This is a genomic window from Streptomyces sp. NPDC091209, assembly GCF_044757755.1.
Taxonomy (GTDB): Bacteria; Actinomycetota; Actinomycetes; order Streptomycetales; family Streptomycetaceae; genus Streptomyces.
The window spans coordinates 574,203-598,544 of the sequence record NZ_JBIVVR010000002.1; the positions used below are offsets into that span (position 1 = coordinate 574,203).

At 71.7% G+C, this 24,342-nt stretch carries 17 protein-coding genes, 3 tRNA genes and 3 pseudogenes; 15 read left to right on the top strand and 8 right to left on the bottom strand.

The annotated features are described in order from the left end of the window. Nucleotides 1-455 precede the first annotated feature (455 nt). Nucleotides 456-1,121, top strand: coding sequence for a bifunctional DNA primase/polymerase (locus ACIQRL_RS09545; RefSeq protein WP_401329269.1), 666 nt, complete (start codon nucleotides 456-458; stop codon nucleotides 1,119-1,121). A 55-nt stretch (nucleotides 1,122-1,176) separates the two neighbouring features. Further along, nucleotides 1,177-1,749, top strand: a complete 573-nt coding sequence (locus ACIQRL_RS09550) for a hypothetical protein (RefSeq protein WP_401329272.1) — start codon at nucleotides 1,177-1,179, stop codon at nucleotides 1,747-1,749. Between the two features lie 244 nt (nucleotides 1,750-1,993). Here ACIQRL_RS09550 and ACIQRL_RS09555 read toward each other — a convergent pair whose 3' ends face one another. From ACIQRL_RS09555 to ACIQRL_RS09565, 3 genes are all read right to left on the bottom strand, one after another. After that, nucleotides 1,994-2,962, bottom strand: a complete 969-nt coding sequence (locus ACIQRL_RS09555; RefSeq protein ID WP_401329275.1) for a DUF5926 family protein — start codon at nucleotides 2,960-2,962, stop codon at nucleotides 1,994-1,996. Between the two features lie 137 nt (nucleotides 2,963-3,099). Next, nucleotides 3,100-3,729, bottom strand: a complete 630-nt coding sequence (locus ACIQRL_RS09560) for an ATP-binding protein (RefSeq protein WP_401329277.1) — start codon at nucleotides 3,727-3,729, stop codon at nucleotides 3,100-3,102. A gap of 127 nt (nucleotides 3,730-3,856) precedes the next feature. Continuing rightward, nucleotides 3,857-4,666: a glycerophosphodiester phosphodiesterase gene (locus tag ACIQRL_RS09565; protein WP_401329280.1), complete on the bottom strand. Its 810-nt coding sequence runs from the start codon at nucleotides 4,664-4,666 to the stop codon at nucleotides 3,857-3,859. Between the two features lie 257 nt (nucleotides 4,667-4,923). Here ACIQRL_RS09565 and ACIQRL_RS09570 point away from each other — a divergent pair, with 257 nt between their 5' ends. Continuing rightward, nucleotides 4,924-6,414, top strand: a complete 1,491-nt coding sequence (locus tag ACIQRL_RS09570; protein ID WP_401329283.1) for a S1C family serine protease — start codon at nucleotides 4,924-4,926, stop codon at nucleotides 6,412-6,414. A gap of 181 nt (nucleotides 6,415-6,595) precedes the next feature. Here the strand turns inward: ACIQRL_RS09570 and ACIQRL_RS09575 are convergent, their stop codons facing one another. Together ACIQRL_RS09575 and ACIQRL_RS09580 are read right to left on the bottom strand one after the other, a co-directional pair. After that, complete coding sequence (locus ACIQRL_RS09575) at nucleotides 6,596-7,417, bottom strand: DUF2637 domain-containing protein (protein ID WP_401329285.1); 822 nt, start codon at nucleotides 7,415-7,417, stop codon at nucleotides 6,596-6,598. Continuing rightward, on the bottom strand, nucleotides 7,410-7,718 hold the full coding sequence (locus ACIQRL_RS09580; protein ID WP_401329288.1) for a hypothetical protein: 309 nt from the start codon (nucleotides 7,716-7,718) through the stop codon (nucleotides 7,410-7,412). Before ACIQRL_RS09580 ends, ACIQRL_RS09575 begins: the two co-directional genes overlap by 8 nt. Before the next feature lie 257 nt (nucleotides 7,719-7,975). On the opposite strand from ACIQRL_RS09580, the gene ACIQRL_RS09585 reads away from it, so the two are divergent. Then, a tRNA-Ser gene (locus ACIQRL_RS09585) sits at nucleotides 7,976-8,060 on the top strand. 110 nt (nucleotides 8,061-8,170) lie between these two features. Here ACIQRL_RS09585 and ACIQRL_RS09590 read toward each other — a convergent pair. Continuing rightward, entirely contained in the window at nucleotides 8,171-9,052 is an 882-nt protein-coding gene (locus tag ACIQRL_RS09590; protein ID WP_401329291.1) for a bifunctional DNA primase/polymerase, read from the bottom strand. 371 nt (nucleotides 9,053-9,423) lie between these two features. On the opposite strand from ACIQRL_RS09590, the gene ACIQRL_RS09595 reads away from it, so the two are divergent. The 9 genes and pseudogenes from ACIQRL_RS09595 (at nucleotide 9,424) to ACIQRL_RS09635 (ending at nucleotide 18,419) form a co-directional block, all read left to right on the top strand. Continuing rightward, a complete protein-coding gene (locus ACIQRL_RS09595; RefSeq protein WP_401329293.1) occupies nucleotides 9,424-9,735 on the top strand; it encodes a hypothetical protein in 312 nt (103 codons plus the stop codon). Between the two features lie 340 nt (nucleotides 9,736-10,075). After that, nucleotides 10,076-11,332 carry an acyl-CoA dehydrogenase family protein gene (locus tag ACIQRL_RS09600; RefSeq protein WP_401329296.1) on the top strand — a complete coding sequence of 419 codons (1,257 nt, stop codon included), beginning with the start codon at nucleotides 10,076-10,078 and terminating at the stop codon, nucleotides 11,330-11,332. Between the two features lie 92 nt (nucleotides 11,333-11,424). Further along, nucleotides 11,425-12,519: a bifunctional MaoC family dehydratase N-terminal/OB-fold nucleic acid binding domain-containing protein gene (locus ACIQRL_RS09605; RefSeq protein ID WP_401329299.1), complete on the top strand. Its 1,095-nt coding sequence runs from the start codon at nucleotides 11,425-11,427 to the stop codon at nucleotides 12,517-12,519. Between the two features lies 1 nt (nucleotide 12,520). Further along, a pseudogene (locus tag ACIQRL_RS09610) lies at nucleotides 12,521-12,922 on the top strand (acyl-CoA dehydrogenase family protein); the annotation flags it as partial. 483 nt (nucleotides 12,923-13,405) lie between these two features. Then, a pseudogene (locus tag ACIQRL_RS09615) lies at nucleotides 13,406-14,062 on the top strand (acyl-CoA dehydrogenase family protein); the annotation flags it as partial. After that, nucleotides 14,059-14,448: pseudogene (locus ACIQRL_RS09620) on the top strand (MaoC family dehydratase); the annotation flags it as partial. The pseudogenes ACIQRL_RS09615 and ACIQRL_RS09620, both read left to right, overlap by 4 nt. Nucleotides 14,449-14,666: 218 nt before the next feature. Continuing rightward, the gene (locus ACIQRL_RS09625; RefSeq protein WP_401329302.1) at nucleotides 14,667-15,833 is read left to right on the top strand and encodes a lipid-transfer protein; all 1,167 of its coding nucleotides are present in this window, start codon (nucleotides 14,667-14,669) and stop codon (nucleotides 15,831-15,833) included. Between the two features lie 236 nt (nucleotides 15,834-16,069). After that, nucleotides 16,070-16,663 carry a SigE family RNA polymerase sigma factor gene (locus tag ACIQRL_RS09630; RefSeq protein WP_401329304.1) on the top strand — a complete coding sequence of 198 codons (594 nt, stop codon included), beginning with the start codon at nucleotides 16,070-16,072 and terminating at the stop codon, nucleotides 16,661-16,663. A 100-nt stretch (nucleotides 16,664-16,763) separates the two neighbouring features. Further along, a complete protein-coding gene (locus tag ACIQRL_RS09635) occupies nucleotides 16,764-18,419 on the top strand; it encodes a long-chain fatty acid--CoA ligase (protein ID WP_401329307.1) in 1,656 nt (551 codons plus the stop codon). Between the two features lie 227 nt (nucleotides 18,420-18,646). Here the strand turns inward: ACIQRL_RS09635 and ACIQRL_RS09640 are convergent, their stop codons facing one another. Beyond that, nucleotides 18,647-22,774: a PAS domain-containing protein gene (locus tag ACIQRL_RS09640; RefSeq protein ID WP_401329309.1), complete on the bottom strand. Its 4,128-nt coding sequence runs from the start codon at nucleotides 22,772-22,774 to the stop codon at nucleotides 18,647-18,649. A 257-nt stretch (nucleotides 22,775-23,031) separates the two neighbouring features. After that, nucleotides 23,032-23,697, bottom strand: a complete 666-nt coding sequence (locus tag ACIQRL_RS09645) for an SSI family serine proteinase inhibitor (RefSeq protein ID WP_401329312.1) — start codon at nucleotides 23,695-23,697, stop codon at nucleotides 23,032-23,034. Nucleotides 23,698-23,854: 157 nt separating this feature from the next. Between ACIQRL_RS09645 and ACIQRL_RS09650 the strand changes: the two genes are divergently transcribed. Together ACIQRL_RS09650 and ACIQRL_RS09655 are read left to right on the top strand one after the other, a co-directional pair. Next, nucleotides 23,855-23,945: transfer RNA gene (locus ACIQRL_RS09650), tRNA-Ser, on the top strand. Nucleotides 23,946-24,181: 236 nt separating this feature from the next. Further along, a tRNA-Arg gene (locus tag ACIQRL_RS09655) sits at nucleotides 24,182-24,254 on the top strand. The last annotated feature ends 88 nt before the right edge of the window (nucleotides 24,255-24,342 follow it).

A 24,342-nucleotide genomic window follows, 5' to 3' on the forward strand; every position in this document is an offset into this window, starting at 1 on the left:
GAGACCGGCGGTAACCCTTGCGGGAAAACAAAATTGGCCTAAAACTGACTCGGGTAACGGCTTATTGAGGTCGACTGGCCTCGTTCGACGGAGCGTCACAGCGGTCGTGATGGGTACGTACTCGGTGAAGGCCAGGGGTGGTTGAGATCCGCCCGGAACCTGGCGACGGACCCGGGCGTCTTAACCACCGACGACCGTGCCCCATCCTCCCGTGGCGGAGGCGGCAAGGAATACGCGGGACGTAAAACGCCAGGCGCCGCCACCCCACGCCATGCCCATGCTTTGGATACCCGCAGCATGGGCGCGGACACAGCCACATGCTCGGCTCAGAGGGGTTCCCCTTGTCTCCAGCAGGGGTGTGATGCGCCAGCAGGTACGCACAGTGAAGTGATCGACACTTGGTGTGATGTGATCCTCGGTGTTGCCAGGCGTGCAACGGAAAGGAACGAGCGCTCATGCGCGAGATCCTCGGAAGGCGACGCAGGCTCCTGTCCAGGCGGAACAACGGGAGGCCTGAGATGCTCAGCGCGGCCCTGACCTTCGCGACCGAATGGCGGTGGCCCGTACTCCCGGGTGTGGCGGCCGACCCGCAGGGGCGTGCCCGCTGCGGATGCCCCGACCCGGAGTGCACGGTGCCCGGCGCCCATCCCTTCGATCCCGGCCTTCTCGCGGCCACCACCGACCGGCGCATGGTGCGCTGGTGGTGGACCAACCGGCCGTCGGCCCCCATCGTGCTGGCCACCGGAGGCAGCGCCCCGTGCGCGGTGAGCCTGCCCGCACTCGCGGCGGCCCGCGCTCTCGACGCCCTCGACCACACGGGCATGCGCCTCGGCCCGGTCGTCGCGTCCCCCTCCCGCTGGGCGATCCTCGTCGCCCCGTACTCCATGGAGCAGCTCGGCGAACTGCTCTACGCCAAGGACTTCGTTCCCGGCTCCCTGCGCTTCCACGGCGAGGGCGGCTACATCGCGCTGCCGCCGTCCGAGACGGGCCAGGGCCAGATCCGCTGGGAGCGTGCTCCGCTGCCCGGTTCGGCCGCTCCCTGGGTGCCCGACGTGGAGGCTGTGGTGGATGCCGTCGTCGAGGCACTCACTCGTACGGGTGTGAGCGCTCCCGAGTTGTAGGGGCGTCCGGCGCGCGGCGAGCCGCGCGCCCGCCCGTGCTCGTTATCGTCCGCCTATGCAGCGTCGTTCTCGGGGGCACAGGGCCTCAACGCCGTCGTGCGGCGGGCCGGACCCCCGAAGGGTTCGTCTGGTGGCGCTGGCCGGTGTCGTGGCGTGTGTCCTCGGCCTGCCGCTGGCCGTGGCCTCGGCCGGCTCCGTGGGCGACGGCGACTCCGCGGCGGTTCGCGCGGACGCCGGGCCGCGGACGCCCGGACCCCGGCGCTCTCCCCCGCTCCTCGGCCTCGGTCCGGCCACCGCCGCCCGGTGCGGCCCCGAGCTCTCCTCGCCCGACGGCGTCGAGGCACAGACCTGCGTCCTGACGCAGGGCGAGGAGACGTGGGCGCGCACCTATTACCGCAACGCGACCGGCGACGAGCTGAGCTCGGTCCTGTGTCTGATGGGTCCCCGCGGGCGCACGGTGCAGATGGACTGCGCGGTGGACGCGGAGGACGACCCGGGGGCGTGCGAGACGCCCAGGGAACGCACCGCGGGGGATCCGGGGGCGTACTCGGCGGTCGCGGAGTTCGCGAGGGGCGCCGGTCCTGACGCGCCGCTGCTGCTGCGCTCGGGGAGCAACTCGGGCCGGTAGCAAGGCGGTTGACGCCTTCCGGGATTCCGCGCATGGAAAGACCCGGTTGCTGGCGACGGGGGATGCACCAGCAACCGGGCTACTCGAACGGTAACAAGAGATCGGCGGTTCGCAAATTCGATCTCGGCTATTCGGACACGGATTTACCTGTCACAACGGGGAGTTGTGACAGGAGTCACCCGTTTCCGAGGGCCTGACGAGCTGACCGGTCGGTCAGTTTCCGGACCTGTGGTTCCGCTGTGGGTCAGCTGAGTGTCACCTGGCGGTTGGTGAGCCCCCCGCGCGCGCGGCGCTCGTCCGCCGTGAGCGGCGCGTCCATGGCCAGAGCGGTGGTGAGGCGCTCGGCGAACTCGGCCGCCGGCTTCTCGACGTCGTCCGCCGTGACACCGGTAGGCAGGTCCCAGACCGGCACCGTGAGCCCGTGCGCACGGAAGGAACCGACCAGCCGGGTGCCCTCCCCGAGGCTCGAACGGCCCTCGGCATGCAGCCGCGCGAGGGCGTCCAGAAGCTGCTCCTCCGCGTAGGGCATGACCCAGCGCAGGTGGTTCTTGTCGGGCGTCTCGCACCAGTAGGCGGCGTCGACCCCGGAGAGCTTCACCGTCGGGATGGCGGCGGCGTTGGCCCGCTCCAGCGAGGCGGTCACCTCGGCCGTCGCGTTCTCCGCGTCGGGGACCCAGAATTCGAAGCCGCTGTGCACGACTGGCTCGAAGGTGCCTTCGGGGTCGAGCAGGTCCTGGAGCCGCGGACCGCCGGCCGGGGCGCGCCGTCCCTCGACCGGGGTGCCGGGCGGCGCGACGAGCGCGCGCTGGAGGGTGTCGGCCAGGTCGCGGCTGATGTCGCCGGACGCCGTGTCGTTCTGCAGGCCGATCAGCACCGAGCCGTCCTCGCGGCGCAGCGCGGGCCACGCCATCGGCAGGACCGTGGCGAGGGTGACCGAGGGAACGTCCTCGGGCAGGCTCTCCTTGAGCTTCAGCTCGACGGTCGCGGCGGGCACCAGCTCGCGCAGCGCGACCCAGTCCCCTTCGCCCCGCAGGCCCTCGAACGGGCGGTGCACCAGCTCGGTCACGGCGTGCGCGGCAGCCCGGCCGTGGCAGGCCTTGTAGCGGCGGCCGCTGCCGCAGGGGCAGGGCTCGCGAGCGCCGACAACCGGGATCTCGCCGCCGTCCTTCAACTGCGGCTGCTTGGCCTTCGTCTGGGGTCGCTTCTTGGCCATCGTGGGTGTCTCCCGATCACGGCTCGTCTCGTACTGGCGCGAGCCTAGCCGTTCGTACGGGGACCGACGGGATCCTGTGGACAACGCACCGCGTCGTCCCGGAACCCGGCGGCCGGTCCGCGTGCCCCGCCCAGGCCTCAGTCCAGGTCGTCGAAGGCGTCCACGAAGTCCAGTCCCGATGTCCCGGACACCCTCGGTGACGCGACGCGCGTAGCGAAGTCGTCGCGTCGGCGCGCCGTTTCGATGTCGTCCTGGATGACCACCCACACCGTGACCTCGCCGTGGATGTCGTCCCGTACACCCCAGTCCTTGGCCAGCGCCGTGATGATGTTCAGCCCGCGACCGCCCCGCGCGGTGACCGAGGGGGTGGCGGGAACCGGGCGCGTCGGGCCGCCACCGTCCGTCACCTCGACCGTCAGCCGTCCCGCCGGGTCGATACGCCATGTCGCGCGCACATCGCCGTCGCCCGCGAGGGCGTCGCCCAAGGGCCGGCCATGTCGGCAGGCATTGCTGAGCAGTTCGGAAAGGATCAGTACGGCATCGTCGATGACCGTTTCCGCCACACCGCCGGCGCGCAGTTGATCGCGCATCCGGTGTCTTGCTTCCCCCACGCCCGCAGGGCCATGGGGTACGGCCATGCTCGACGACGTGGGCACCTCCTGTGCCACCACCAACGCCACCCCCGAGACCTCCTTCGCCCCACGCCACGGAGTGGATGCCCCTCTGGACTGGACCGGAAACCGGCCAATCGACGTCTGCTGACGCACTCGTAACGATCGAATGCGGAACGAACGCGCCGGTGCACTCCCTGTAATCGGTTGGCCGATTCTCGATGGTTTTCGAGGGGTGGCCGTGGTGTTATCCGTGGGGCGCGCACCCGGGGACGGCGCCTGGTCAGCGGCCCAGTTGACGCAGTACCGCGCGCGGGCGGTTGGTGATGATGGCGTCAATACCCAGCTCAACGCAGAGATCGACGTCCTCGGGCTCGTTCACGGTCCAGACGTGCACCTGATGTCCGGCTCGTTTCAGTCGTTCGATGTACCCGGGGTGACTGCGTACGATCCGCATCGACGGGCCCGCGATCCGGACACCCGCGGGCAGTCGTCCGTCCCGTAGCCGGGGTGAGACGAACTGGAGCAAATAGACCGTCGGCAAGGTCGGGGACGCGGCGCGGACGCGATGCAGTGAGCGGGCCGAGAAGCTCATGACGCGCACCGCGGACTCGTCGGCGGACGCGGGGGCGTCCAGGCCGAAACGCTTCAGCAGGTGCAGCAGCCGTTCCTCGACCTGGCCCGCCCAGCGGGTCGGGTGCTTCGTCTCGACGGCCAGCTCGACGCGGCGGCCGGCGTCGGCGACGAGTTCGAGCAGTCTCTCCAGGGTGAGTACGGAGGTGTCCTCGAGGCCCCCGGGAGCGTGCTCCCAGTCGGGCGACTCGTCGCGGTTCTTCCAGGAGCCGAAGTCCAGTGCGGCGAGTTCGGCGAGCTCCAGGGCGGAGACGGCTCCGCGGCCGTTGGACGTCCGGTTCACGCGGCGGTCGTGGACGCAGACGAGATGGCCGTCGGCGGTCAGCCGCACATCGCACTCGAGGGCGTCCGCACCGTCCTCGATAGCCTTCTTGTACGCGGCCAGGGTGTGCTCGGGGGCCTCTTCGGAGGCTCCGCGGTGGGCGACGACCTGAATCGGGTGCTGTCGTGCGAGGGTCACCGCGTCATGGTGCCATCGTCGCGGGGTGAGTGTGAGGTGAGATGCGTCCCAATTGATTCCTTTCGACCGTAAAGGTCCGTTATAAAGGATCGCCTCGGACGCACAGCCACCGCTTATGGTGCCCTGACGCCCTGTGGGAAAAGCTGACGGCGTACAAAAGCACATGCACAGCTGAATCGCGCCGGGCCATCGACAAGTGTGAGTGGGCGTGACCGAGTGCGACCGAGAACAACAGCCGTGGATCGAGGAGAAGAGCTGTGAGCACCGAGAACGAGGGCACCGCAGTACCCCCGGCCCCGTCCGCACCTCCCGTGCCGGTGGAAACTCCTGCTGCTTCCGCGCAGGGCGCCTCGCACGCGGGGGGCGCGCCGACCGCTCCGATTCCCGCGGTGCCCGGCACCCCCGGCGCACCGGAGCACCCGTCGGCGCCCGCGGGCATGCCGGCGTACGCGTCGGCCGGAGCCGGGCAGGGGCCCGACCCCCACGGACAGGCCGCGCCCCAGGGTTCCGCCCCCGAGGCGGGCTGGCCGCCTCCGCCGCCCGCCACCCCGTCGTACGCCGACGGCGGCGGCTCGGGCACCGGCGGCTGGGGCTCCTCCTATCAGCAGCCCGCGCCGAAGCCGAAGAACGGGCGCGGCGGCCTGGTCGCCGCGGTCCTGGTGGCCGCGCTGGTCGCCGGTGGCGTGGGCGGCGGCATCGGCTATTCCCTGGCCAAGAACAACGACAACTCCACCGACTCGACGACGGTCTCCGCCCCGAGCACCAGCGGCGAGGTCAGGCGCGCCTCGGGCACGGTCGCGAACGTGGCGGCCAACGCGCTGCCGAGCACCGTCACCATCGAGGCCCAGAGCACCAGCGGCACGGGCGGCACCGGCACGGGCTTCGTCTTCGACACCCAGGGCCACATCCTCACCAACAACCACGTGGTGGCGGACGCGGTCGACGGCGGCAAGCTCACCGCGACCTTCCCGAGCGGCAAGAAGTACGACGCCGAGGTGGTCGGCCACGCCCAGGGGTACGACGTCGCGGTCATCAAGCTGAAGAACGCGCCCTCGGACCTGAAGCCGCTCGTCCTCGGCGATTCCGACAAGGTGGCCGTCGGCGATCCCACGATCGCGATCGGCGCGCCCTTCGGTCTCTCCAACACGGTGACCACGGGCATCATCAGCGCGAAGAACCGCCCGGTCGCCTCCAGCGACGGCAGCGCCAGCAGCAAGTCCTCGTACATGAGCGCGCTGCAGACGGACGCCTCGATCAACCCGGGCAACTCCGGCGGTCCCCTGCTCGACGCCTCGGGCGCGGTGATCGGCATCAACTCGGCGATCCAGTCGTCGACCAGCGGCGGTCTCGGCGGCTCCGGCCAGTCCGGCTCCATCGGCCTGGGCTTCGCCATTCCGGTCAACCAGGCCAAGTACGTCGCCCAGCAGCTCATCCAGACCGGCAAGCCGGTGTACGCGAAGATCGGCGCCTCGGTCTCCCTGGAGGACGGCACCGGCGGCGCGAAGATCACCGAGCAGGGCGCGAGCGGCTCCTCGGCGGTCGAGGCGGGCGGCCCCGCCGCCAAGGCGGGCCTCAAGCCCGGTGACGTCATCACCAAGCTCGACGACATGGTGGTCGACAGCGGTCCGACCCTCATCGGCGCGATCTGGACCCACAAGCCGGGCGACACCGTCAAGCTCACCTACACGCGTGACGGCAAGACCCACACGGTCGACGTCACCCTCGGCTCCCGAGAGGGCGACAACTGACCCTCGGCTCCTGTCCCGGACCGGGTCGATCCACGGGCCGGCCGGTCAGGCGATCGGCAGTTGCTCGCCGGCTGCTCGGCAGGTGAACAGACGTACAGCTCAGAAGGGGTGTCTCCCACGGGAGACACCCCTTCCGCGTTCCGGTCCGCCCCGCCTCGGGCGGGAAAGCCCCGCGGACGGATCAGGCGTGCGGCGTCTTCGCGGCCGCCGACCCCTTCTTGCCCTCGGCGCGTTCCGGGGAAGCCGGCGGGCACGGGCGCTGCCGATGGCGGGACACGGTCTGGCGCGGCGGGCGGGTCAGCGTGATCTGACGGACGAGCTGCTGGAAGCAGCTCAGGGACGCGAGGGCCGGTACGACGGCCGTGGCCACACCCGTGATCGTCTGGTGGGCGTCGGCCACGCAGAACATCATGGCGACGGAGGAGAACAGCAGGACGATGTACCACGAGTGCACGGCCCGGCGCTGGTGCAGGGCGGCTCTCAGAATGGAGAGCGAGGCCACCATCCAGGGGCCGTAGACCAGAAGGGGCCACCAAGGCCCCGTGCCGCTCTGCGCGTTGGACGCGATGTGCTGCAGAGGCGTGTAGGCCACCATGCCGCTGAAGACGCTCACCATCGACACGGTGGCGGCGGCGAGCGCGGCGATCACGAAGCTGACGGTCTGCAGCCAGTTGAAGCGGGGATTGCGGACTCGCACTTTCCGGTGTCCGGCCGAGGACCGCCGGAGGGGCGGCAACTCGGCAGTGATCTGAACCAGATTGTCCATCGGGTCACTGGTGAAGTCGGCGGTGTGCGTCTGCTCGCTGCGCGGTGGAGGCACGATGACCTCCTGCTCCGCCGCGGCGGCGTCCTGCAGGAGGTAGGTGAGCTCCTCGACCGGGTCCCAGCCCTGTTCGTGCAGCGAGTCGACGGGATCGCCGTACTGACCGGTCTCCGTCCCGGTGGGATATCCGGGTTGTTGTCCGTACCGGGCGAAGGAGAGATTCGGATAGTCGTCATTCACGGAAATTCGTCCCAGTCACGTGAGGGCTGTGGCGGCCGGAGCGTCCCTGGCCGTTCCACCGCTGGTTGATTTCCTCTTGAACCGCGTCCAGCACCGTCAGGAAATCGTCGAGCAGCGGTCTGGTGTCCCGCAGTTCGATGCGCGCGCCGTCTCCGTGCAGGGTGCCGCGGGCGTCAGGCGAGGTGTACGCGGCGGCAGGCGTGTAGGTGTACCGTCCGGCCGACACGGCGCGGGCCGCGGCGGCCGGACCCTCCGCCGTCGATCCGGAGACGGGTGGAGCGAGAGAACTTGCTTTCGCCATATTTCGCTAACGCCGCTCCCCCTCCTTCAGATGTGTGGCAATCGAGTGAGCGCAAGGCGGCGGAGGTATTCACGAAAGCGGCTTTTCGTGTACCCGAACCGAGGCGTTGTCGGGCGTCGGCTGCCGGGCCCCGCCGGCACGGCACCGGTGACACCGTTGCCGGATCAGCGCTGGTGGATCCGGTGCGGACCATGCCTCCGCGGGACCCGCGGCGCCGGGTACGCTGTATCCGCTCCACCCCTGGCGGGCAGGAGCGGGGTGGGTTGCCCGAGCGGCCTAAGGGAACGGTCTTGAAAACCGTCGTGGCGCGAGTCACCGTGGGTTCAAATCCCACACCCACCGCGTAGCAGGTCAGAAGGTTGCAGGTCAGAAGGGGTGCCCCTCTCCGGAGGGGCACCCCTTCGGTGTGCAGCGGCCGTCGGCCGCGTCAGCGCCCCGGCGGTGGTGCCGTCTCAGTGCTGCCGGGACGAACCGGCCGTCATGCGTGCGGCGGAGGCGATCGTCGAGCGGGCCTCTCGTTCGGTCAGGCCCGTGCGGACGGCCGCCTGGACGAGCGGGGTGATCAGTTGGGGGCCGATCCCGTTCTCGTAGGCGCGGCAGGCGGCCCAGAAGAGCCGGGTGTTGCGCTGGCCCTCGTGCGCGGCGAGGACGAACTGGACCAGCCCTTGGCCCTGCCGGTCGGTCGCGGTGGCCGTGGGGTGGTGCGCGCGGGGCGCGGGCGGCGGCAGGAGCAGGCGCAAGAGTTCGGTCGGGCAGGGCGCGGGCGCGAGCCGGGCGGTTCCGGGGGCCGTCTCGTACACGCCGTGATCGGTGCGTGAGCCGGGGCCGACGAGGTAGCCCCCGGCGCCGCGGATGTCGATGCCGGGGGCGAGCCGGCCGGCCGAGTTGGGGACGACGACGTCCGGCGGTCCGCTCAGCCACAGATGGCGGCCGCCGCTGGGGGTCAGGACGACGACCGTGTCCGGGATCGTGAAGAGATGGCGCAGCGCCAGTTCGCGCAGGGCGGCCGAGGAGTCCGTATCGGATTTGGTGTCGAGGTCGACGCCGATGAGGTGGTGCGGGTGCAGCCCGCAGGCGATGCCGTAGCCGGTGGCCCAGGGGGCGGCGGCGAAGAGTTCGCGGATGCGCCGGGGCTCGGTCGAGGCGTCGTACACACCGTGTCCGAAGCGGCCGCATTCGCCGTGGCAGGGGAGGGGGTCGGGGTCGTCGCGGTGGGGGGAACGCAGGGCCGGGAGCTTCGTACGGGACAGCGGGATCACTGCCAGCCCGCGCTCGGCGGCGGACAGGGCGTGGGCCAGGGCCAGGGTGGTGGCCCGCCGGTCGATGGTGGCCATGCATCCATGTTCGTACGGGTGTTCGAAAAAAGGAAGGGCTCTCCGGGTGTGCGAGGGCGCCGAGCGGGCGCCGGGCGAGATCGGCCGAAAATGTGCCGGAACGCTTCACCTCTTGCGGCGCTTGGGTTGAGCGGTCGGCGGGCGGCTGAGCAGGGACTTTGTCGGCGTGAAGGTGGTTTATCGACATGTCCTCACGCTTGAGGGGGAATCACGGCTTTCAGGGTGTTTCGCCGGGGATGCGGTGGGCAACTCTGGACTCGCGACGTCGTGGACAGCACCGAGGCGGCCGGCCAACCGCCTTGGAACAAGCCGTTTTTCCCGTACATCCCGGCTCACCGCCGGTGCGTACAACCGGTTCTGGAGGAATTCACATGGCAAGCATCCGTACCGCTCGCGTCCTCGCCGCCGTCGCGGCCCTGCCCCTGACCGCCGCCCTCTTCACCGGTGTCGCGGCGGCCGACAACGGCTCCTTCGCGGACACCGGGTCGAACGCGGGAGTGGCGACCGTCGCGGGCAGCGGGGTCGGACGCGACAACAGCGGCAACTCCTCGACGGCTCAACAGCAGGCGGTCGGCTCCGGAGCCTCGAATCAGAGCAATACCGCCCAGGTGAAGGGCTCCGCGGTCACGGCCGTCAACCAAGGCGACGAGAACGTCCTCGTCAACTTCGGCAAGCTCTGGTGAGCCGGGGGCCGATGCGCTCCCATCGGCCGGGGGACTTCTGCGTGGGGTAGTGCTCCTTGGGGGTTTCACAACGTCTGCGCGACGGTGCTAGGGCGCCGTCGCGCAGACGTGTTCGGGGGTGCCGGATCGGCCCGACCGGGGTGTCGTACGGACCCGTGACGGGGTCCCGCGCAGGGGGTGTTGCCGGCCGGGCGGGGGGCGACGGCGGGAGTGTCGGACGGGTGGCCCGGGGCGGTCGCGCGCGGGCGGTTCGGGGTGGTGTCCGTGACCTTGACAGGCAACGGTATCTGACGGACAGTCAGAAAACCTTGTTCGTACGAGGTCCGGGAGGGCCGCCACCGTGCACCTCGCCCCCACCGAGCGCCAGCAGCGGTTGCGCGCCGAGCTCCGCACGTACTTCCGGGAGCTGATGCCGGACGGGCCACCGTCCGCCGGCGACCCCGCACGACAGCGGGCGCTGCTGCGCCGCATCGGCGCCGACGGTCTGCTCGGGCTCGGCTGGCCGGTCGCGTACGGGGGGCAGGGGCGTGGAGCGGACGAACAGTTCGTCTTTTTCGACGAGGCCTACCGGGCGGGTGCGCCCGTCTCGATGGTCACGCTGAACACCGTCGGACCGACCCTCATGAAGTACGGCAGCGAGCGGCAGAAGGACTTCTTCCTGCCGCGCATCCTCAGCGGTGACCTCGTCTTCGCCATCGGGTACTCGGAGCCGTCGGCCGGCACGGATCTGGCCTCGCTGCGGACCCGTGCTGTCCGGCAGGCCGGGTCCGGCACCGGCACCGGCACCGGCACCGGGTCCGAGTCCGGGTTCGGCGCCGGGGCCGGAGAGGGCGCGGGAGCGGCCGGCGCCGAGGGCGGTCACTGGCGGATCGACGGGCAGAAGATCTTCACGTCCAACGCCCAGAACGCCGACTGGATCTGGCTCGCCTGCCGGACCGACCCGGACGCGCCGAGGCACCGGGGCATCTCGATCCTGCTCGTCCCCACGGACGCCCCCGGCTTCTCGTGGACACCGATCGAGACGGTCGGCGGCCAGACCACCACGGCGACCTACTACGACGGGATCCGCGTCCCGGCCGGGAACTTGGTCGGCGAGGAGAACGGCGGCTGGGGACTCATCACCAGCCAGCTCAACCACGAGAGGGTCGCCCTCGCCGCGATCGGCATGCAGGCCGAGGACTTCTACGCGGCCGCGCTGGAGGCGGCCCGTACACCCGATCCAGTGACTGGCCGGCGCAGGGTTGACGAGCCGTGGGTGCGTTTTCAGCTGGCCGAAGCGCATGCCCGACTGGCGGCATCACGCCTGCTCAACTGGCGTTTGGTGGGTGATCTGGGAGCCGCTGGACCGGCGCCCGGAGACGCGAGCGGCGTGAAGGTCATGGGAACTGAATCCGCGGTCGCGGTGTTCCGAATATGTCAGCACATTGTGGGAGCGGACGCATGGGTCCGCTCCGGTTCACCGGGGGCGTTCGGGGCCGGCGAACTGGAGCGGATGAACAGGGCGGCACAGATCAACACGTTCGGGGGCGGGGTGAGCGAGGTGCAGCGGGAGATCGTCGCGACGATGCGGCTCGGCATGAAGAGGGGGCGGCGGTGAGCGGCCGGGGAGCGGGCGGCGAGGGCCCCGCGGCGGGAGCCGGCACTGCGTGTGGCGGCGCTGTGTCCGACCGTGCTGTGTCTCACGGTGCTGTGTCCGACGGCGACGGGGGCGACCTGGCGGTGCGTTTGAAGGGGTACGAGGGACGCGCGGCCACGGTCGGCGGTGTCGGCAAGGACCCGGTCAACCTGCCGATGATCCGGCACTGGTGCGAGGCGATGGGAGACACCTGCCCGGCCTACGACGGGCCGGACGCCGTCGCTCCGCCCACCATGCTCCAGGCGTGGACGATGGGCGGCCTCGGCGGGCACCCCGGCCGCTCCGGGGCGTACGACGAACTGCTCCGGCTGCTCGACGGCGCCGGGTACACCTCGGTGGTCGCCACCGACTGCGAGCAGGAGTATGTGCGCCCGCTGCGCCCCGGGGACGAGATCACCTTCGACGCGGTGGTCGAATCCGTCTCGGGCCGCAAGACCACCAAGCTGGGCACGGGGTACTTCCTCACGACGCGGATGGACATCCGGGCCGGGGGAGAACTCGCCGGGACGCACCGGTTCCGCATCCTCAAGTACGTTCCGGCGCAACGGAGTCCGAAGGGCCCGGCGGGGCCCGGGGACGCGCCGGGCCCCGCGGAGGCCAAGAGCGGGCGCTTGCGCCCGCGCCCGGTGATCAACCGGGACAACGCCGGGTTCTGGGAGGGCGTCGAGCGGCACCGGCTGCTCATCCAGCGCTGCACGGCGTGCGGGGCGCTGAGATTTCCGTGGCTGCCCGGGTGCGGCGCCTGCGGCTGCCCGGACTGGGACACCGTCGAGTCGCGCGGCGAGGGGATCGTCTATTCGTACGTCGTCATGCACCACCCGCCGTTCCCGGCCTTCGGTCCTCCCTACGCCGTCGCCCTGATCGAACTCGCCGAGGGGGTGCGGATCGTGAGCAACGTGGTGGGCGTTCCGCACGACGAGGTGCGGATCGGGATGCCCGTGCGGCTCGAATTCCAGCGTTACGACGAGGAGTTGGAGCTGCCCGTCTTCCGCGCCGAGAAGGAGCCCGACGATGACGGCGCTCCCGGCGACGCGGCCGTGTTCTCGCCCGGCGGCGACGGCGTTCCGGGCGACTCGGCGGTGCGCTCACCCGGTGGCACCGTCCGGACGGCCGCCGCGTCAGCCGGGCGCTCGGGTGGGGGGAGCTGACATGGATTTCACGCCCACCGAGGAACAGGCGGCGGCCCGGGACCTGGCCGCGCGGATCTTCGGCGACCTCTCCACGCACGAGCGGCTGACCGCGGCCGGGACGGGCAGTGACGCCGGACTGTGGAAGGAACTGTGCGCCGCCGGTCTGGTGGGGGCGGTCGCGGACATCGGGCTCCTCGGCCTCGTCCTGCTGCTGGAGGAGCAGGGGCGCACCACGGCACAGGTGCCGTTCGCGGCGACCTGTGTGTACGGACTCCTCGCGGTGGCGGCACACGGTTCGCCCGAGCAGCGCGATCGGCTGCTGCCGGGGATCGCCGAGGGGACGGTGGTGGTGGCCGGCGCGCTCTCCGGAGCGGGGCCCGGGCCGGTGTCGACACCTGGATCAGGAACAGGTTGCGGACCCGGATCAGGAACAGGTTGCGGACCGGGATCAGGAACAGGTTCCGGACCGGGATCAGGAACAGGTTCCGGACCGGGATCGGGACGGCGATCGGGGTCAGGACTGGGGTCAGGACCCGGGTCAGGACCGGGTTCGGGATCGGGACCGCGATCGGGGTCAGGACCCGGGTCAGGACCGGGATCGGGGTCGGGGTCGGGTTCGGGTTCGGGTTCGGGAGCGGAATCAGGATCGGGATCAGGATCGGGGGCGATATCCGGATCAGGGTCGGGATCTGGGCCGGGCGCGGGCGCCGGTGTCCGGGCCGAGGCTGACACCGAGGCCGGTACCGGGGTCCGTACCGGGGCAGACATCGGTACCGCCGGGGTCGATGCCGAGCCCGGTTCGGAGGCCGCCGGGTCCGGTCCCGTGCGGGAGCAGGCGCCGCTGACACGGGAGCGGGCGCCGGGGAGGGCGGACCGGGCCCCGGGGCGACGGGAGCGGGCGTCCGGGAGACTGACCGGTGTCGTCCCCGTCGTGCCGTGGCTGCGCGACGCCACCCATGTGCTCGTCGCCGACGACCGGCGCGGGCTCTGGCTGGTCCGTGCCGCTGAGGCGGCGGCGAGGGAGCCGGTCGAGCTGACGGCGCCCTGGTCGGCGGGGCGCCTGACGCTGGACGGGACGCCGGGCGAGGCACTGGGCGCCGAGGGAGCGTACGACGACCTGCTGGCCACGGCCCGTACGGCCTTCGCCGGACTGCAGGCCGGGGTGTGCGCGGGCTCGCTGGCACGGGCGGTGGAGCACACGAACGCGCGGGAGCAGTTCGGGCGGCCGCTCGCCGCCAAGCAGGGCGTCCAACTGCGGGCCGCCGACGCCTACATGGACACCGAGGCGATCCGGGTGACGGCGTACGAGGCGGCCTGGCGGCGCGACGAGGGGCTGTCGTACGCCACGCACGCCCTGACGGCCGCCTGGTGGGCGTCCGAGGCCGGGCAGCGGGTGGTGCACACGGGCCAGCATCTGCACGGCGGGGCGGGCGCCGACCTCGAACACCCCGTGCACCGGCATTTCCTGTGGGGCCGGCAGCTGGACGCGTATCTGGGAGGCGGGGGCGAAGTGCTGCAGGAGTTGGGGGAGTTGATCGCGAACGGGGAGGCGGGGACATGAGGGTGGGCGAGGTGCTGGCGCCGCTGGAGATCGAGATCACCCGGACGCTGATCGTGGCCGGGGCGATCGCCTCACGGGACTACCAGGACGTGCATCACGACCCGGAGCTGGCGCGGGCGAAGGGCTCGCCGGACATCTTCATGAACATCCTGACGACCAACGGTCTGGTCGGACGGTATGTGACCGACCACTTCGGCCCGGCCGCCGTGCTGCGCAAGGTGGCGATACGACTGGGGGCTCCCAACCACCCGGGGGACACCATGGTGTTGACCGGATCGATCGAGGAGGTCGAGGGCGACACGGCCACCGTGAGGATCCTCGGCGCCAACGGCATCGGCCGGCACGTCATGGGCACGGTGACGGTGACCGTCCCGACCGCGGCTGCGGTTCCGGTTCCCCTTCCGTGGCCGGAGCCGACGCCGACGCCCGACTCCGGTCCCGCAACCGTCCCGGCGCCTACAGCGCCTACACCTACACCTGCCCCGGCGCCTACACCTTCCCCAGCTCCAGCCCCTGCACGTTCCCCTTTCCTGGCCCCAGCACCAGCCCCAGCACCTTCCCCTTCCCCAGCCCCCGACAACGCGCCGTCCGACGGCGGTGTCGCATGAGCGTGCGCAAGCGGGACGGTCTCGGCGGGCGGGCCGCGATCGTCGGGATCGGGGCCACCGAGTTCTCCAAGGACTCGGGGCGCAGTGAGCTGCGGCTGGCGGTGGAGGCGGTGCGGGCCGCGCTGGACGACGCGGGGCTGACCCCCGGGGACGTGGACGGGATGGTGACGTTCACGATGGACACCAGCCCGGAGATCACCGTCGCGCAGGCGGCCGGGATGGGGGAACTGTCGTTCTTCTCGCGCATCCACTACGGCGGTGGAGCGGCCTGCGCGACCGTGCAGCAGGCGGCGCTCGCGGTGGCCACCGGAGTGGCCGAAGTCGTGGTCTGCTACCGGGCGTTCAACGAGCGGTCGGGCCGCAGATTCGGCTCGGGCGTGCAGCGGCGGGAGCCGTCGGCGGAGGGCGCGGCCCTCGGCTGGGCCCTGCCGTTCGGGCTGCTCACCCCTGCCTCCTGGGTGGCGATGGCGGCCCAGCGGTATCTGCACACCCACGGCCTGACACCCGAGGCGTTCGGCCATGTCGCGGTGGTCGACCGGAAGTACGCGACGACGAACCCGGCGGCGTACTTCCACGGCAGACCGATCACGCTCGCCGAGCACGCGGCCTCGCGGTGGATCGTGGAGCCGCTGCGGCTGCTGGACTGCTGCCAGGAAACCGACGGCGGCCAGGCGCTGGTGGTCACCTCCGTGGAGCGGGCCCGCGATCTGCCGCACTCCCCGGCCGTGATCACGGCGGCCGCCCAGGGCGCGGGCCGGGCGCAGGAACAGATGACCAGCTTCTACCGGGACGATCTGACGGGTCTCCCGGAGATGGGCGTGGTGGCCCGGCAGCTGTGGCGGACGGCGGGGATGAGCCCGGCGGAGATCGACGTGGGGATCCTGTACGACCACTTCACGCCGTTCGTGCTGATGCAGCTGGAGGAGTTCGGCTTCTGCGAACCGGGGGAGGCCGCGGACTTCGTCGCCGAGGAGAGGCTGCCGCTGAACACGCACGGGGGGCAGCTCGGGGAGGCGTATCTGCACGGGATGAACGGGATAGCGGAGGGCGTACGCCAGTTGCGCGGCACGTCCGTGAACCAGATACCGGGCGCCGGGCGCGTCCTGGTGACCGCGGGAACCGGGGTTCCCACGTCGGGCCTGATCCTCGGGGCCGACGGATGAGACCCCCGCAGGTGATCGCGCGTCCCGCCCTCCCGCGTACTCCCGCCCTCCCCCATGGTCCCGCTCCACCGCGTACTCCCCCGGTGGTCGTCTCTCAGGGGTGAACCCTCAGAGGACGGCCCCCCTTGTCCACCTTCAGGAGGTGAGGACAACCCCAGTTCTACAACCTGAGGCGGACATGGCTTCGGGACCTGCGGCCGATCCGCCGGAGGCGGGGGCGAACCTAGCGTGGAGCCATGACCACACTCGTCTGCACGAGCGCCTCGGACGCCGCCACACGGGCGACGCGACCCCGCTCGTACGCGTCCTTCTCGTCGTACGTGAAGGCGCGGCAGCCCGTGCTGCTGCGCACCGCCCGGTCACTCACCGCGAACCCGAGCGACGCGGAGGACCTGCTGCAGACGGCGCTGACGAAGACGTACGTCGCCTGGGACCGGATCGAGGATCATCGGGCGCTGGACGGCTATGTGCGGCGCGCTCTGCTGAACACACGGACGTCGCAGTGGCGCAAGCGCAAGGTCGACGAGTTCGTCTGCGAGGAACTGCCGGAGCCGGAGGGGCTGCCGGCCGCCGACCCCGCCGAGCAGCAGGCGCTGCACGACGCGATGTGGCGGGCGATCACGAAGCTGCCGGCGCGGCAGCGGGCGATGGTGGTGCTGCGCTACTACGAGGATCTGAGCGAGGCCCAGACGGCGGAGGTCCTCGGGGTCTCCGTCGGCACGGTCAAATCGGCGGTGTCCCGAGCGCTGGGCAAACTGCGCGAGGACCCCGAGCTGATCCCCGTACGTCAGGAAGGGTCCGGAACGGCGTCCCAGCAGGCCCTGAGCTGATCGATCATTCCTTCGCCTAGTGACATACCGCGCGGTATGTGAGCAGAATCAGCCCAGCCCATTACTACCGCGTAGGCAATGTCGCCCCCGGGAGGACGCCGTGCTGAGCACGATGCAGGACGTACCGCTGACTGTGACCCGCATTCTGGTCCACGGGGCGCTGGTGCACGGAGAGTCGCAGATCACGACCTGGACCGGTGAGGGCGAGCCGCAACGGCGCAGCTTCCGTGAAGCCGGGGAGCGGGCGAACCAGCTCGCCCACGCCCTGCGTGACGACCTCGGTGTGACGGGCGACGAGCGGGTCGCGACCCTGATGTGGAACAACGCCGAGCATGTCGAGGCGTACTACGCGATCCCCTCCATGGGCGCCGTGCTGCACACCCTGAACCTGCGTCTCCCGGCCGAGCAGCTCGTCTTCATCGTCAACCACGCGGCCGACCGCGTGGTCATCGCCAACGGTTCGCTGCTTCCGCTGCTCGCGCCGCTCCTCCCCCAGTTGCCGACGGTGGAGCACGTGGTGGTCTCGGGCCCCGGTGACCGTTCGCTGCTCGACGGGACGAGCGTGCGGGTGCACGAGTACGAGGAGCTGATCGCCGGGAAGCCGACGGTCTACGACTGGCCGGAGATCGACGAGCGGCAGGCCGCGGCCATGTGTTACACCTCCGGGACCACCGGAGACCCCAAGGGCGTCGTGTACTCCCACCGTTCGATCTACCTGCACTCCATGCAGGTGAACATGGCCCAGTCGATGGGGCTCACCGACCATGACACGACCCTCGTCGTGGTCCCGCAGTTCCACGTCAACGCCTGGGGCCTGCCGCACGCGACCTTCATGTCCGGCATCAACATGCTGATGCCGGATCGTTTCCTCCAGCCCGCGCCCCTCGCCGAGATGATCGAGAGCGAGCGGCCGACGCACGCCGCGGCCGTCCCGACCATCTGGCAGGGCCTGCTCGCCGAGCTGACCGCCAAGCCCCGGGACGTCTCCTCCCTCACCCAGGTGACGATCGGCGGCTCGGCCTGTCCGCCCTCGCTCATGGCCGCCTTCGACGCTCTGGGCATGCGTGTCAGCCACGCCTGGGGCATGACGGAGACGTCCCCGCTCGGTACGGTCGCCCGCCCGCCGGCCCACGCCGTGGGCACGGACGAGGAGTTCGCCTACCGCCTCACCCAGGGCCGATTCCCGGCGGGCGTCGAGGCCCGCCTCACCGGCCCCGACGGCGAACGGCTTCCCTGGGACGGCGAGTCCGCCGGTGAGCTGGAGGTCCGCGGCCCGTGGATCGCCGGCGCCTACTACGGCGGCAACGACGCCGAACCGCTGCGCCCCGCCGACAAGTTCAGCGAGGACGGCTGGCTCAAGACCGGAGACGTCGGCACGATCAGCGCCGACGGTTTCCTGAACCTCACCGACCGCGCCAAGGACGTCATCAAGTCGGGCGGCGAGTGGATCTCCTCGGTCGACCTGGAGAACGCCCTCATGTCCCACCCGGACGTGACCGAGGCGGCGGTCGTGGCCGTCCCCGACGAGAAGTGGGGCGAGCGGCCGCTGGCCACCGTGGTCCTGAAGGAGGGCTCCACCGCGGACTTCGAGTCGCTGCGCGCCTTCCTCGCCGGCGAGGGGAAGATCGCCAAGTGGCAGCTTCCCGAGCGCTGGTCGATCGTCGAGGCGGTCCCGAAGACGAGCGTCGGAAAGTTCGACAAGAAGGTGATCCGCAAGAAGTACGCGGAGGGCAGCCTGGACGTGACCAAGCTCTGACGCGTCACCGGGGCGGCCACGGCCGGTCCCGGGGACCGTCACACGTACGCCGGGCGGGGTGCCTCAGGGCTCCCCGCCCGGCGTACGCGCGGTTCATGGACGTAGAGCCGCACGGACGCCCCACCGCATGGACGTACGGGCGCATGGGCGCGGGTGCGTCCGGCCGGTCGGGCGTGCGGACGCGGATACGGACGCGGCTACGGCTACGGATACGGCTAGGACAGCCCTCAGTTGGTGCCGATACGGGCGAGGAGGTCGACGATCCGGTCCTGGACCTCGGCGCTCGTGGAGCGTTCGGCGAGGAACAGCACCGACTCCCCCGCGGCCAGCCGCGGCAGTTCGGCCGGGTCGACGGCGGCGGTGTAGACGACCAGCGGCGTGCGGTTCAACTGCCCGTTCGCCCGAAGCCAGTCGACGATTCCGGCCCGTCGGCGCCGCACCTGCATCAGGTCCATCACAACGAGGTTCGGCCGCATCTGCGAGGCCAGCGTGACGGCGTCCTCGTCCGTCGAGGCGCGGGCGACCTGCATCCCGCGCCGCTCCAGCGTCGCCGTCAGCGCGAGCGCGATCTCCGCGTGCTCCTCGATGAGCAGCACGCGCGGCGGGTGCTGCTCGGAGTCACGCGGCGCGAGCGCCTTCAGGAGGACGGCGGGGTCGGCGCCGTACGCCGCCTCGCGCGTCGCCTGTCCGAGTCCGGCCGTCACCAGGACGGGCACCTCGGCGGCGACGGCGGCCTGCCGCAGCGACTGCAACGCCGTGCGGGTGATCGGGCCGGTCAGCGGGTCGACGAACAGCGCGGCCGGGAACGCGGCGATCTGCGCGTCCACCTCCTCGCGCGAGTTCACGATGACGGGCCGGTAGCCGCGGTCGCTCAGCGCCTGCTGGGTGGTGGCGTCGGGCGCCGGCCACACGAGCAGCCGCCGCGGGTTGTCCAGCGGCTCCGGGGGAAGTTCGTCGTCCACGGGCCGCAGCTGCGGCTGGTCGGCGACCTCGACGGCACCGCCGGGACCGTCGAGCGGCTCCGGGCCCTCGGCGGCGTTCTCGTCCGGTGCTCCTATGGCGTACGACCGTCCGGCGCCTTCGGTGGTGCCGGGGCGCCGGGGTCCGGCACCCGGCTGGCCGCCCTGGGGAAGCGAGCGCGCGGCCGTCTCCGTGCGTTCGACGACCGGCTCGGGCGGAGTGCCGAGCTTGCGGCGGCGGCCCCCGCCGTTCGTCCCGTGCGGGGGAGGCGTCTGGGCCTGGACGCCGCCGCCCGGCTGGGCCGCCGCGACCTGGCGGGCGAACGGAACGCCCTGACCGAGCGTGCGCACGCTTATGGCACGGCCCTGCGTCGAGTTGGAGTCGGCCGGGGCGGACGCGGGCATCGCCTCGGCGGGCAGTGGCTGGGCGATCCGCGGTGCCGGGCGCTCCGGGGGGAGCGGGGCGGGGACCGGCTGGGCCGGGGGAGCCGCGTTCGCCGCCGGGAGCGCGGGCTGCACGCCGATGCCGGAGGTGGTGTTCGCGTTGGGCCACGGCTGGGGCGCCGGGGCGGGCACGGCACCGGGCGCCGCAGCCGCGGTACCGGACGGGCCGGCCTGCGCGGCGACGGCGGGCCGCCCAGGGGCGACCGGCTGACCGGCGGTCGCGGCGCCCGGGACGCCCTGCGCCGGAAGTCCCTGCGCCGGAACCGTCTGCCCGAGCGCCGGAACCGGCTGTCCGGGAACGCTCTGGGCCGGGAGCGCCGCTGCGGGCCGGCCCGGGGCGGCTTCCTGACGGGCGCGCCGACGGCCCGTGGGAGCGGAGGCGGGGTGCGGCTGCGGCGGCGTGTGATCGTCGTCGGGGTCGTGCTGCATCGCGTCATGGCGGCCGTCGGGCTGCTGGGCCAGTGCGACCTGAGCCTGTGCCGCCTGGGCGACCTGCGCCCGAGCGGCCTGGACCTGGTCGGCCTGGGCTTGCGCGGCCTGTGCCTGGGCGGCCTGCGCCTCGGCCTCGGCCTGGACGTACTCAGGCGAGCGGTCCGCCTCAGCCGGCGGCAGCGCGAACACCGCACGGGCGCCCGCCTCCTGCTGCGCGGCGGCCCGCTCGGCCGCCGCGGCCAGCGCACGCCTGCGTCGCCCGGTCGGCTCGCCCGCGTCCTCGTCGGGACCGTCCTCCGGTGCCTGCGCCGCAGGAGCGGCCTGCGCGGCGGGCGCCGCCGGCAACGCCGCGGGCAGTGCGTTCTGTTCGCCGTCCCGGCGCGCGCGTCGTCCGGAGGGCACCGGCACCCCCTGCGGAGGCACCGTCCCGCCCAGCCCGGATCCCACGGCCGCGGTTCCCGCCCCGTGCTCGCCCGCCATCACGACCGCGCCCTCGGAGACCCCGTCGGGCGTCCCCTCGGCCGCGGCGTCGCCCGTGCCCTCGACGGGGCTGGGCCGGCCACGGCGCCGCCCGGTACCGCCGGAACCGTCCTCGGAGCCGTCCGTCTGCTCGGGTGCTTGCGGGAGCTCGCCGGCCGCCTGCTCCTCGGCGGCACGCCGCCGACGGCGCCCGGTGGGAGCGGTCGTACCGGCCGCCTCGACGGCCTTCGGGCCGGACTCCCCCGTCTCCTCGCTCTCCAGGAAGGCGTCCACGGAGGACCGCCGGGCCCGCCGCCTGCCGCCGCTCTGCTGCGCGGTCGGCTCGGCAAGGGCGACCTCGGTGGAGACCACCGGTCCGGTGGCGAGCGGAACCGAACCCGCCCCGCCCCCGATGGGCACCTCCAGGACGTACGCGCTGCCGCTCATCCCCGGCACCTCGTGCGTCTGGAGCACACCGCCGTGCGCGCGCACGATCCCGCGCACGATCGGCTCGTGCACCGGGTCTCCCCCGGCGTACGGCCCGCGCACCTCGATCCGTACGACCTCGCCGCGCTGTGCCGCCGCGACGACGACCGTGTTGTCCATGTAACCGCCCGCCGACACCGGAGCGTTGCCGGTCGCGTCGACTCCCGCGACGTCCGCGATGAGGTGGGCGAGGGCGCCCGCGAGGCGCTGCGGGTCGACCTCGGCCTCGATGGGCGGCGCGTGCACGGCGAACTGCACACGGCCGGGCCCGATCAGGTCGATGGCCCCGTCGACACCGGCCGCGACCACGGCGTCGAGCATGACGTTCGTACGGAAGATCGTCTCGACGCCGGCGTCCAGCCGCTGGTAGCCGAGGACGTTGTCGACGAGGGTCGTGATGCGCGAGTAGCCGGCCGAGAGGTGGTGGAGCACCTGGTTGGCCTCCGGCCAGAGCTGCCCCGCGTCGTCGGCGGCGAGCTTGGCGAGTTCGCCGCGGAGCTGGTCGAGCGGCCCGCGCAGGGACTGGCCGAGGACGGCGAAGAGCTGCTCGTGCCGGGCGCTCAGCGCCTCGTAGCGGTCCTTCTCCCGCTCGCCGAGCGCCGCGTACCGCTCGTCGCCGGCGGCGATCTCCTCCTCGTGCCCCTCGGTCAGCTCGGTGAGTTCGGCGGTGTGCCGCTCGCGCAGCTCCTCCAGTTCGGCGGCGTGCTCCTCGCCGAGCCGTTTCAGCTCCTCGGTGTGCCGGGTGACGGCCGCGTCCTTCTCCTCGACCAGGGTGTCGTACGGCCGCCGGTCGGTGAAGGTCATGACGGCGCCGACGAGCTGGTCCCCGTCCCGTACCGGAGAGGTCGTCAGGTCGACCGGCACCTTGTCCCCGGACTTCGACCACAGCACCTGCCCGCGCACCCGGTGCTTGCGCCCGGAACGCAGGGTGTCGGCGAGCGGCGACCCCTCATAGGGGAACGGCTCGCCGTCCGCCCGCGAGTGCAGGATCAGGGTGTGCAGTTCCCTGCCGCCGAGATCGCTGGCCCGGTAGCCGAGGATCTGGGCGGCGGCGGGGTTGACGAGCACGACCCGCCCGTCGGTGTCCGTCCCGACGACACCCTCGGCCGCCGCGCGCAGGATCATCTCGGTCTGGCGCTGCGAACGCGCGAGTTCGGCCTCGGTGTCGACGGTGCCCGAAAGGTCGCGTACGACGAGCATGAGCAGCTCGTCGGGGGTGGGGGCGTGGTTGTCGTAGGCCTGCTGGCCGCTCTCCAGGTTCGCGCTGGTGACCTCGACCGGGAACTCCGTGCCGTCGGTCCGCCGCGCGATCATCCGGGTCGGCTTGGTCCGTCCGCGCTCGTCGGTGGTGTCGGGGCGCCGCATGGAACCGGGGATCAGCCGGGAGTCGAACTCGGGCAGCAGATCGAGCAGCCCGCGGCCCACCAGGGCCGTGCCCGGGGTCTCGAAGGCCTCCAGGGCGATCGTGTTCGCGTTGACGACGGTCCCGTTGGCGTTGACCAGGACCAGCGCATCGGGCAGCGCGTCCAGTATGGCTGCGAGGCGAGCAGCGCCTCGGGATGGCCTGCTGCTCACGAGACGCTTCCTCCCTGTTACCGCACCTTGCCGACCGCGGATGCCATCTTGCCAACCGGCCCGCGGCGTGTCACGCGAGGGAGTCTACGGGCACTGGTTGCGCTCGGGATGCCGGATGAGAGGGAGGTCGCACACATATGAGACGCAGAACCGGCGGAGAACCTGTGACCACGCATTTCACCCGGCGGAACCGTGAGAGCACCGTGAGATCACCGTGACGTCGCCGTGTCCTCTGCCCGTCCGCGGCCGGACAGGTCCTAGGGACGGGCTCCGGGCAGCAGCGGCACCAGGGCGTTCCAGCGCGAGATCTCGCACCCGTTCGAGCGGTCGTAGCGCGCGTCGACGGGGCGCCCCGCCCAGGTCCCCGTGACATGCGCGGTGGCCGGACCCCCGTACTCCATCGTGCACAGGGTGTCCGGCGGGACCGGGGCGAAGGTGTCCTTGCCCCAGGTGGTCATCTGGTCCAGCCGGTCGCACGCCTCCGCCGCGTGCGGATGACTCCCGCCCGCGGGGTGGCACTCCACCTCGAACGTCCCGTCCGCCCCGCCGCCCACGTCGTGGACGGTCACCGTCAGCCGGTCGACGGAGTCCTCCGGGCGGGCCGGCGGAGGCATGAGGGCCGGAAGGGCGACACCGTAGGCGGCATCGGACAGCGCCGACGGCCCGCCCGGGAACAGCGACGACGATCCGCCGGGGTACCGCGGCGAGGATCCGCCGCGGACCGCCTCAAAGGGTCCGGCGGGAGGCGCCACAGGAAGGAGGGACACCACAGACGGGGGAGACGCCATCGGTACGGGCGACACGACAGGTACGGGGGACACCCGGGGCATGCCGGCGGAAGGGGTGCCGGCGGTGGCGCTGGGCACGGTCGAGAGCGCGGCGGTGGCGGACACGGCGGCGGTGAGGAGCAGTCGGCGCAACATGACCTGCCTAACGCGGGGCGACCCACCCGGTTGCGTGCCGTTAGGGGCTTTGCGGTGCGGCGTATTCGCCTAGTACCGTAGGGGTCGATTGGTGACACCGCGCTCGTCTGTGTCATCATCTGCACGCACCACTTGCGCTCGCGTGAGCGGTTGTGCGGGAGGCGTCGCCTAGTCCGGTCTATGGCGCCGCACTGCTAATGCGGTTTGGGACTTCAATCCCATCGAGGGTTCAAATCCCTCCGCCTCCGCACGAAGATCCGAAGCCCCGGTCCAGTGGACCGGGGCTTCGGCGTTCCGGGTCTCGGTGGACTGCGGAGCGCGCCGGCGTGAGGGGTGCTCGCGAGGGCCCAGAAGGACGTTTGCCCAGCTCACAAGGGGTGAGGCAAACGGATTTCACATGGCGGCGGCAGTCATGTAATGTTCTTCCTGTCGCCGCGAGCGGGGCAAAAGCCCGGGGAGCGAAGACAGAAGCACAACAGAACAAGCACTCGTAGCTTAACGGATAGAGCATCTGACTACGGATCAGAAGGTTGCAGGTTCGAATCCTGCCGAGTGCACACAGATCAAAGGCCCCGCCGGTTGAACCGGCGGGGCCTTTGACATCAGCGGGTGCCATCAACGCCCCCGAATATCGCCGATCGGGCT

Excerpts from the sequence above, each read along its gene's own strand:
- ACIQRL_RS09545 (WP_401329269.1), top strand. The coding sequence starts at position 456 with ATGCGCGAGATCCTCGGAAGGCGACGCAGGCTCCTGTCCAGGCGGAAC.
- ACIQRL_RS09550 (WP_401329272.1), top strand. The coding sequence starts at position 1,177 with ATGCAGCGTCGTTCTCGGGGGCACAGGGCCTCAACGCCGTCGTGCGGC.
- ACIQRL_RS09555 (WP_401329275.1), bottom strand. The coding sequence starts at position 2,962 with ATGGCCAAGAAGCGACCCCAGACGAAGGCCAAGCAGCCGCAGTTGAAG.
- ACIQRL_RS09580 (WP_401329288.1), bottom strand. The coding sequence starts at position 7,718 with ATGGCGAAAGCAAGTTCTCTCGCTCCACCCGTCTCCGGATCGACGGCG.
- ACIQRL_RS09590 (WP_401329291.1), bottom strand. The coding sequence starts at position 9,052 with ATGGCCACCATCGACCGGCGGGCCACCACCCTGGCCCTGGCCCACGCC.
- ACIQRL_RS09595 (WP_401329293.1), top strand. The coding sequence starts at position 9,424 with ATGGCAAGCATCCGTACCGCTCGCGTCCTCGCCGCCGTCGCGGCCCTG.
- ACIQRL_RS09625 (WP_401329302.1), top strand. The coding sequence starts at position 14,667 with ATGAGCGTGCGCAAGCGGGACGGTCTCGGCGGGCGGGCCGCGATCGTC.
- ACIQRL_RS09630 (WP_401329304.1), top strand. The coding sequence starts at position 16,070 with ATGACCACACTCGTCTGCACGAGCGCCTCGGACGCCGCCACACGGGCG.
- ACIQRL_RS09645 (WP_401329312.1), bottom strand. The coding sequence starts at position 23,697 with ATGTTGCGCCGACTGCTCCTCACCGCCGCCGTGTCCGCCACCGCCGCG.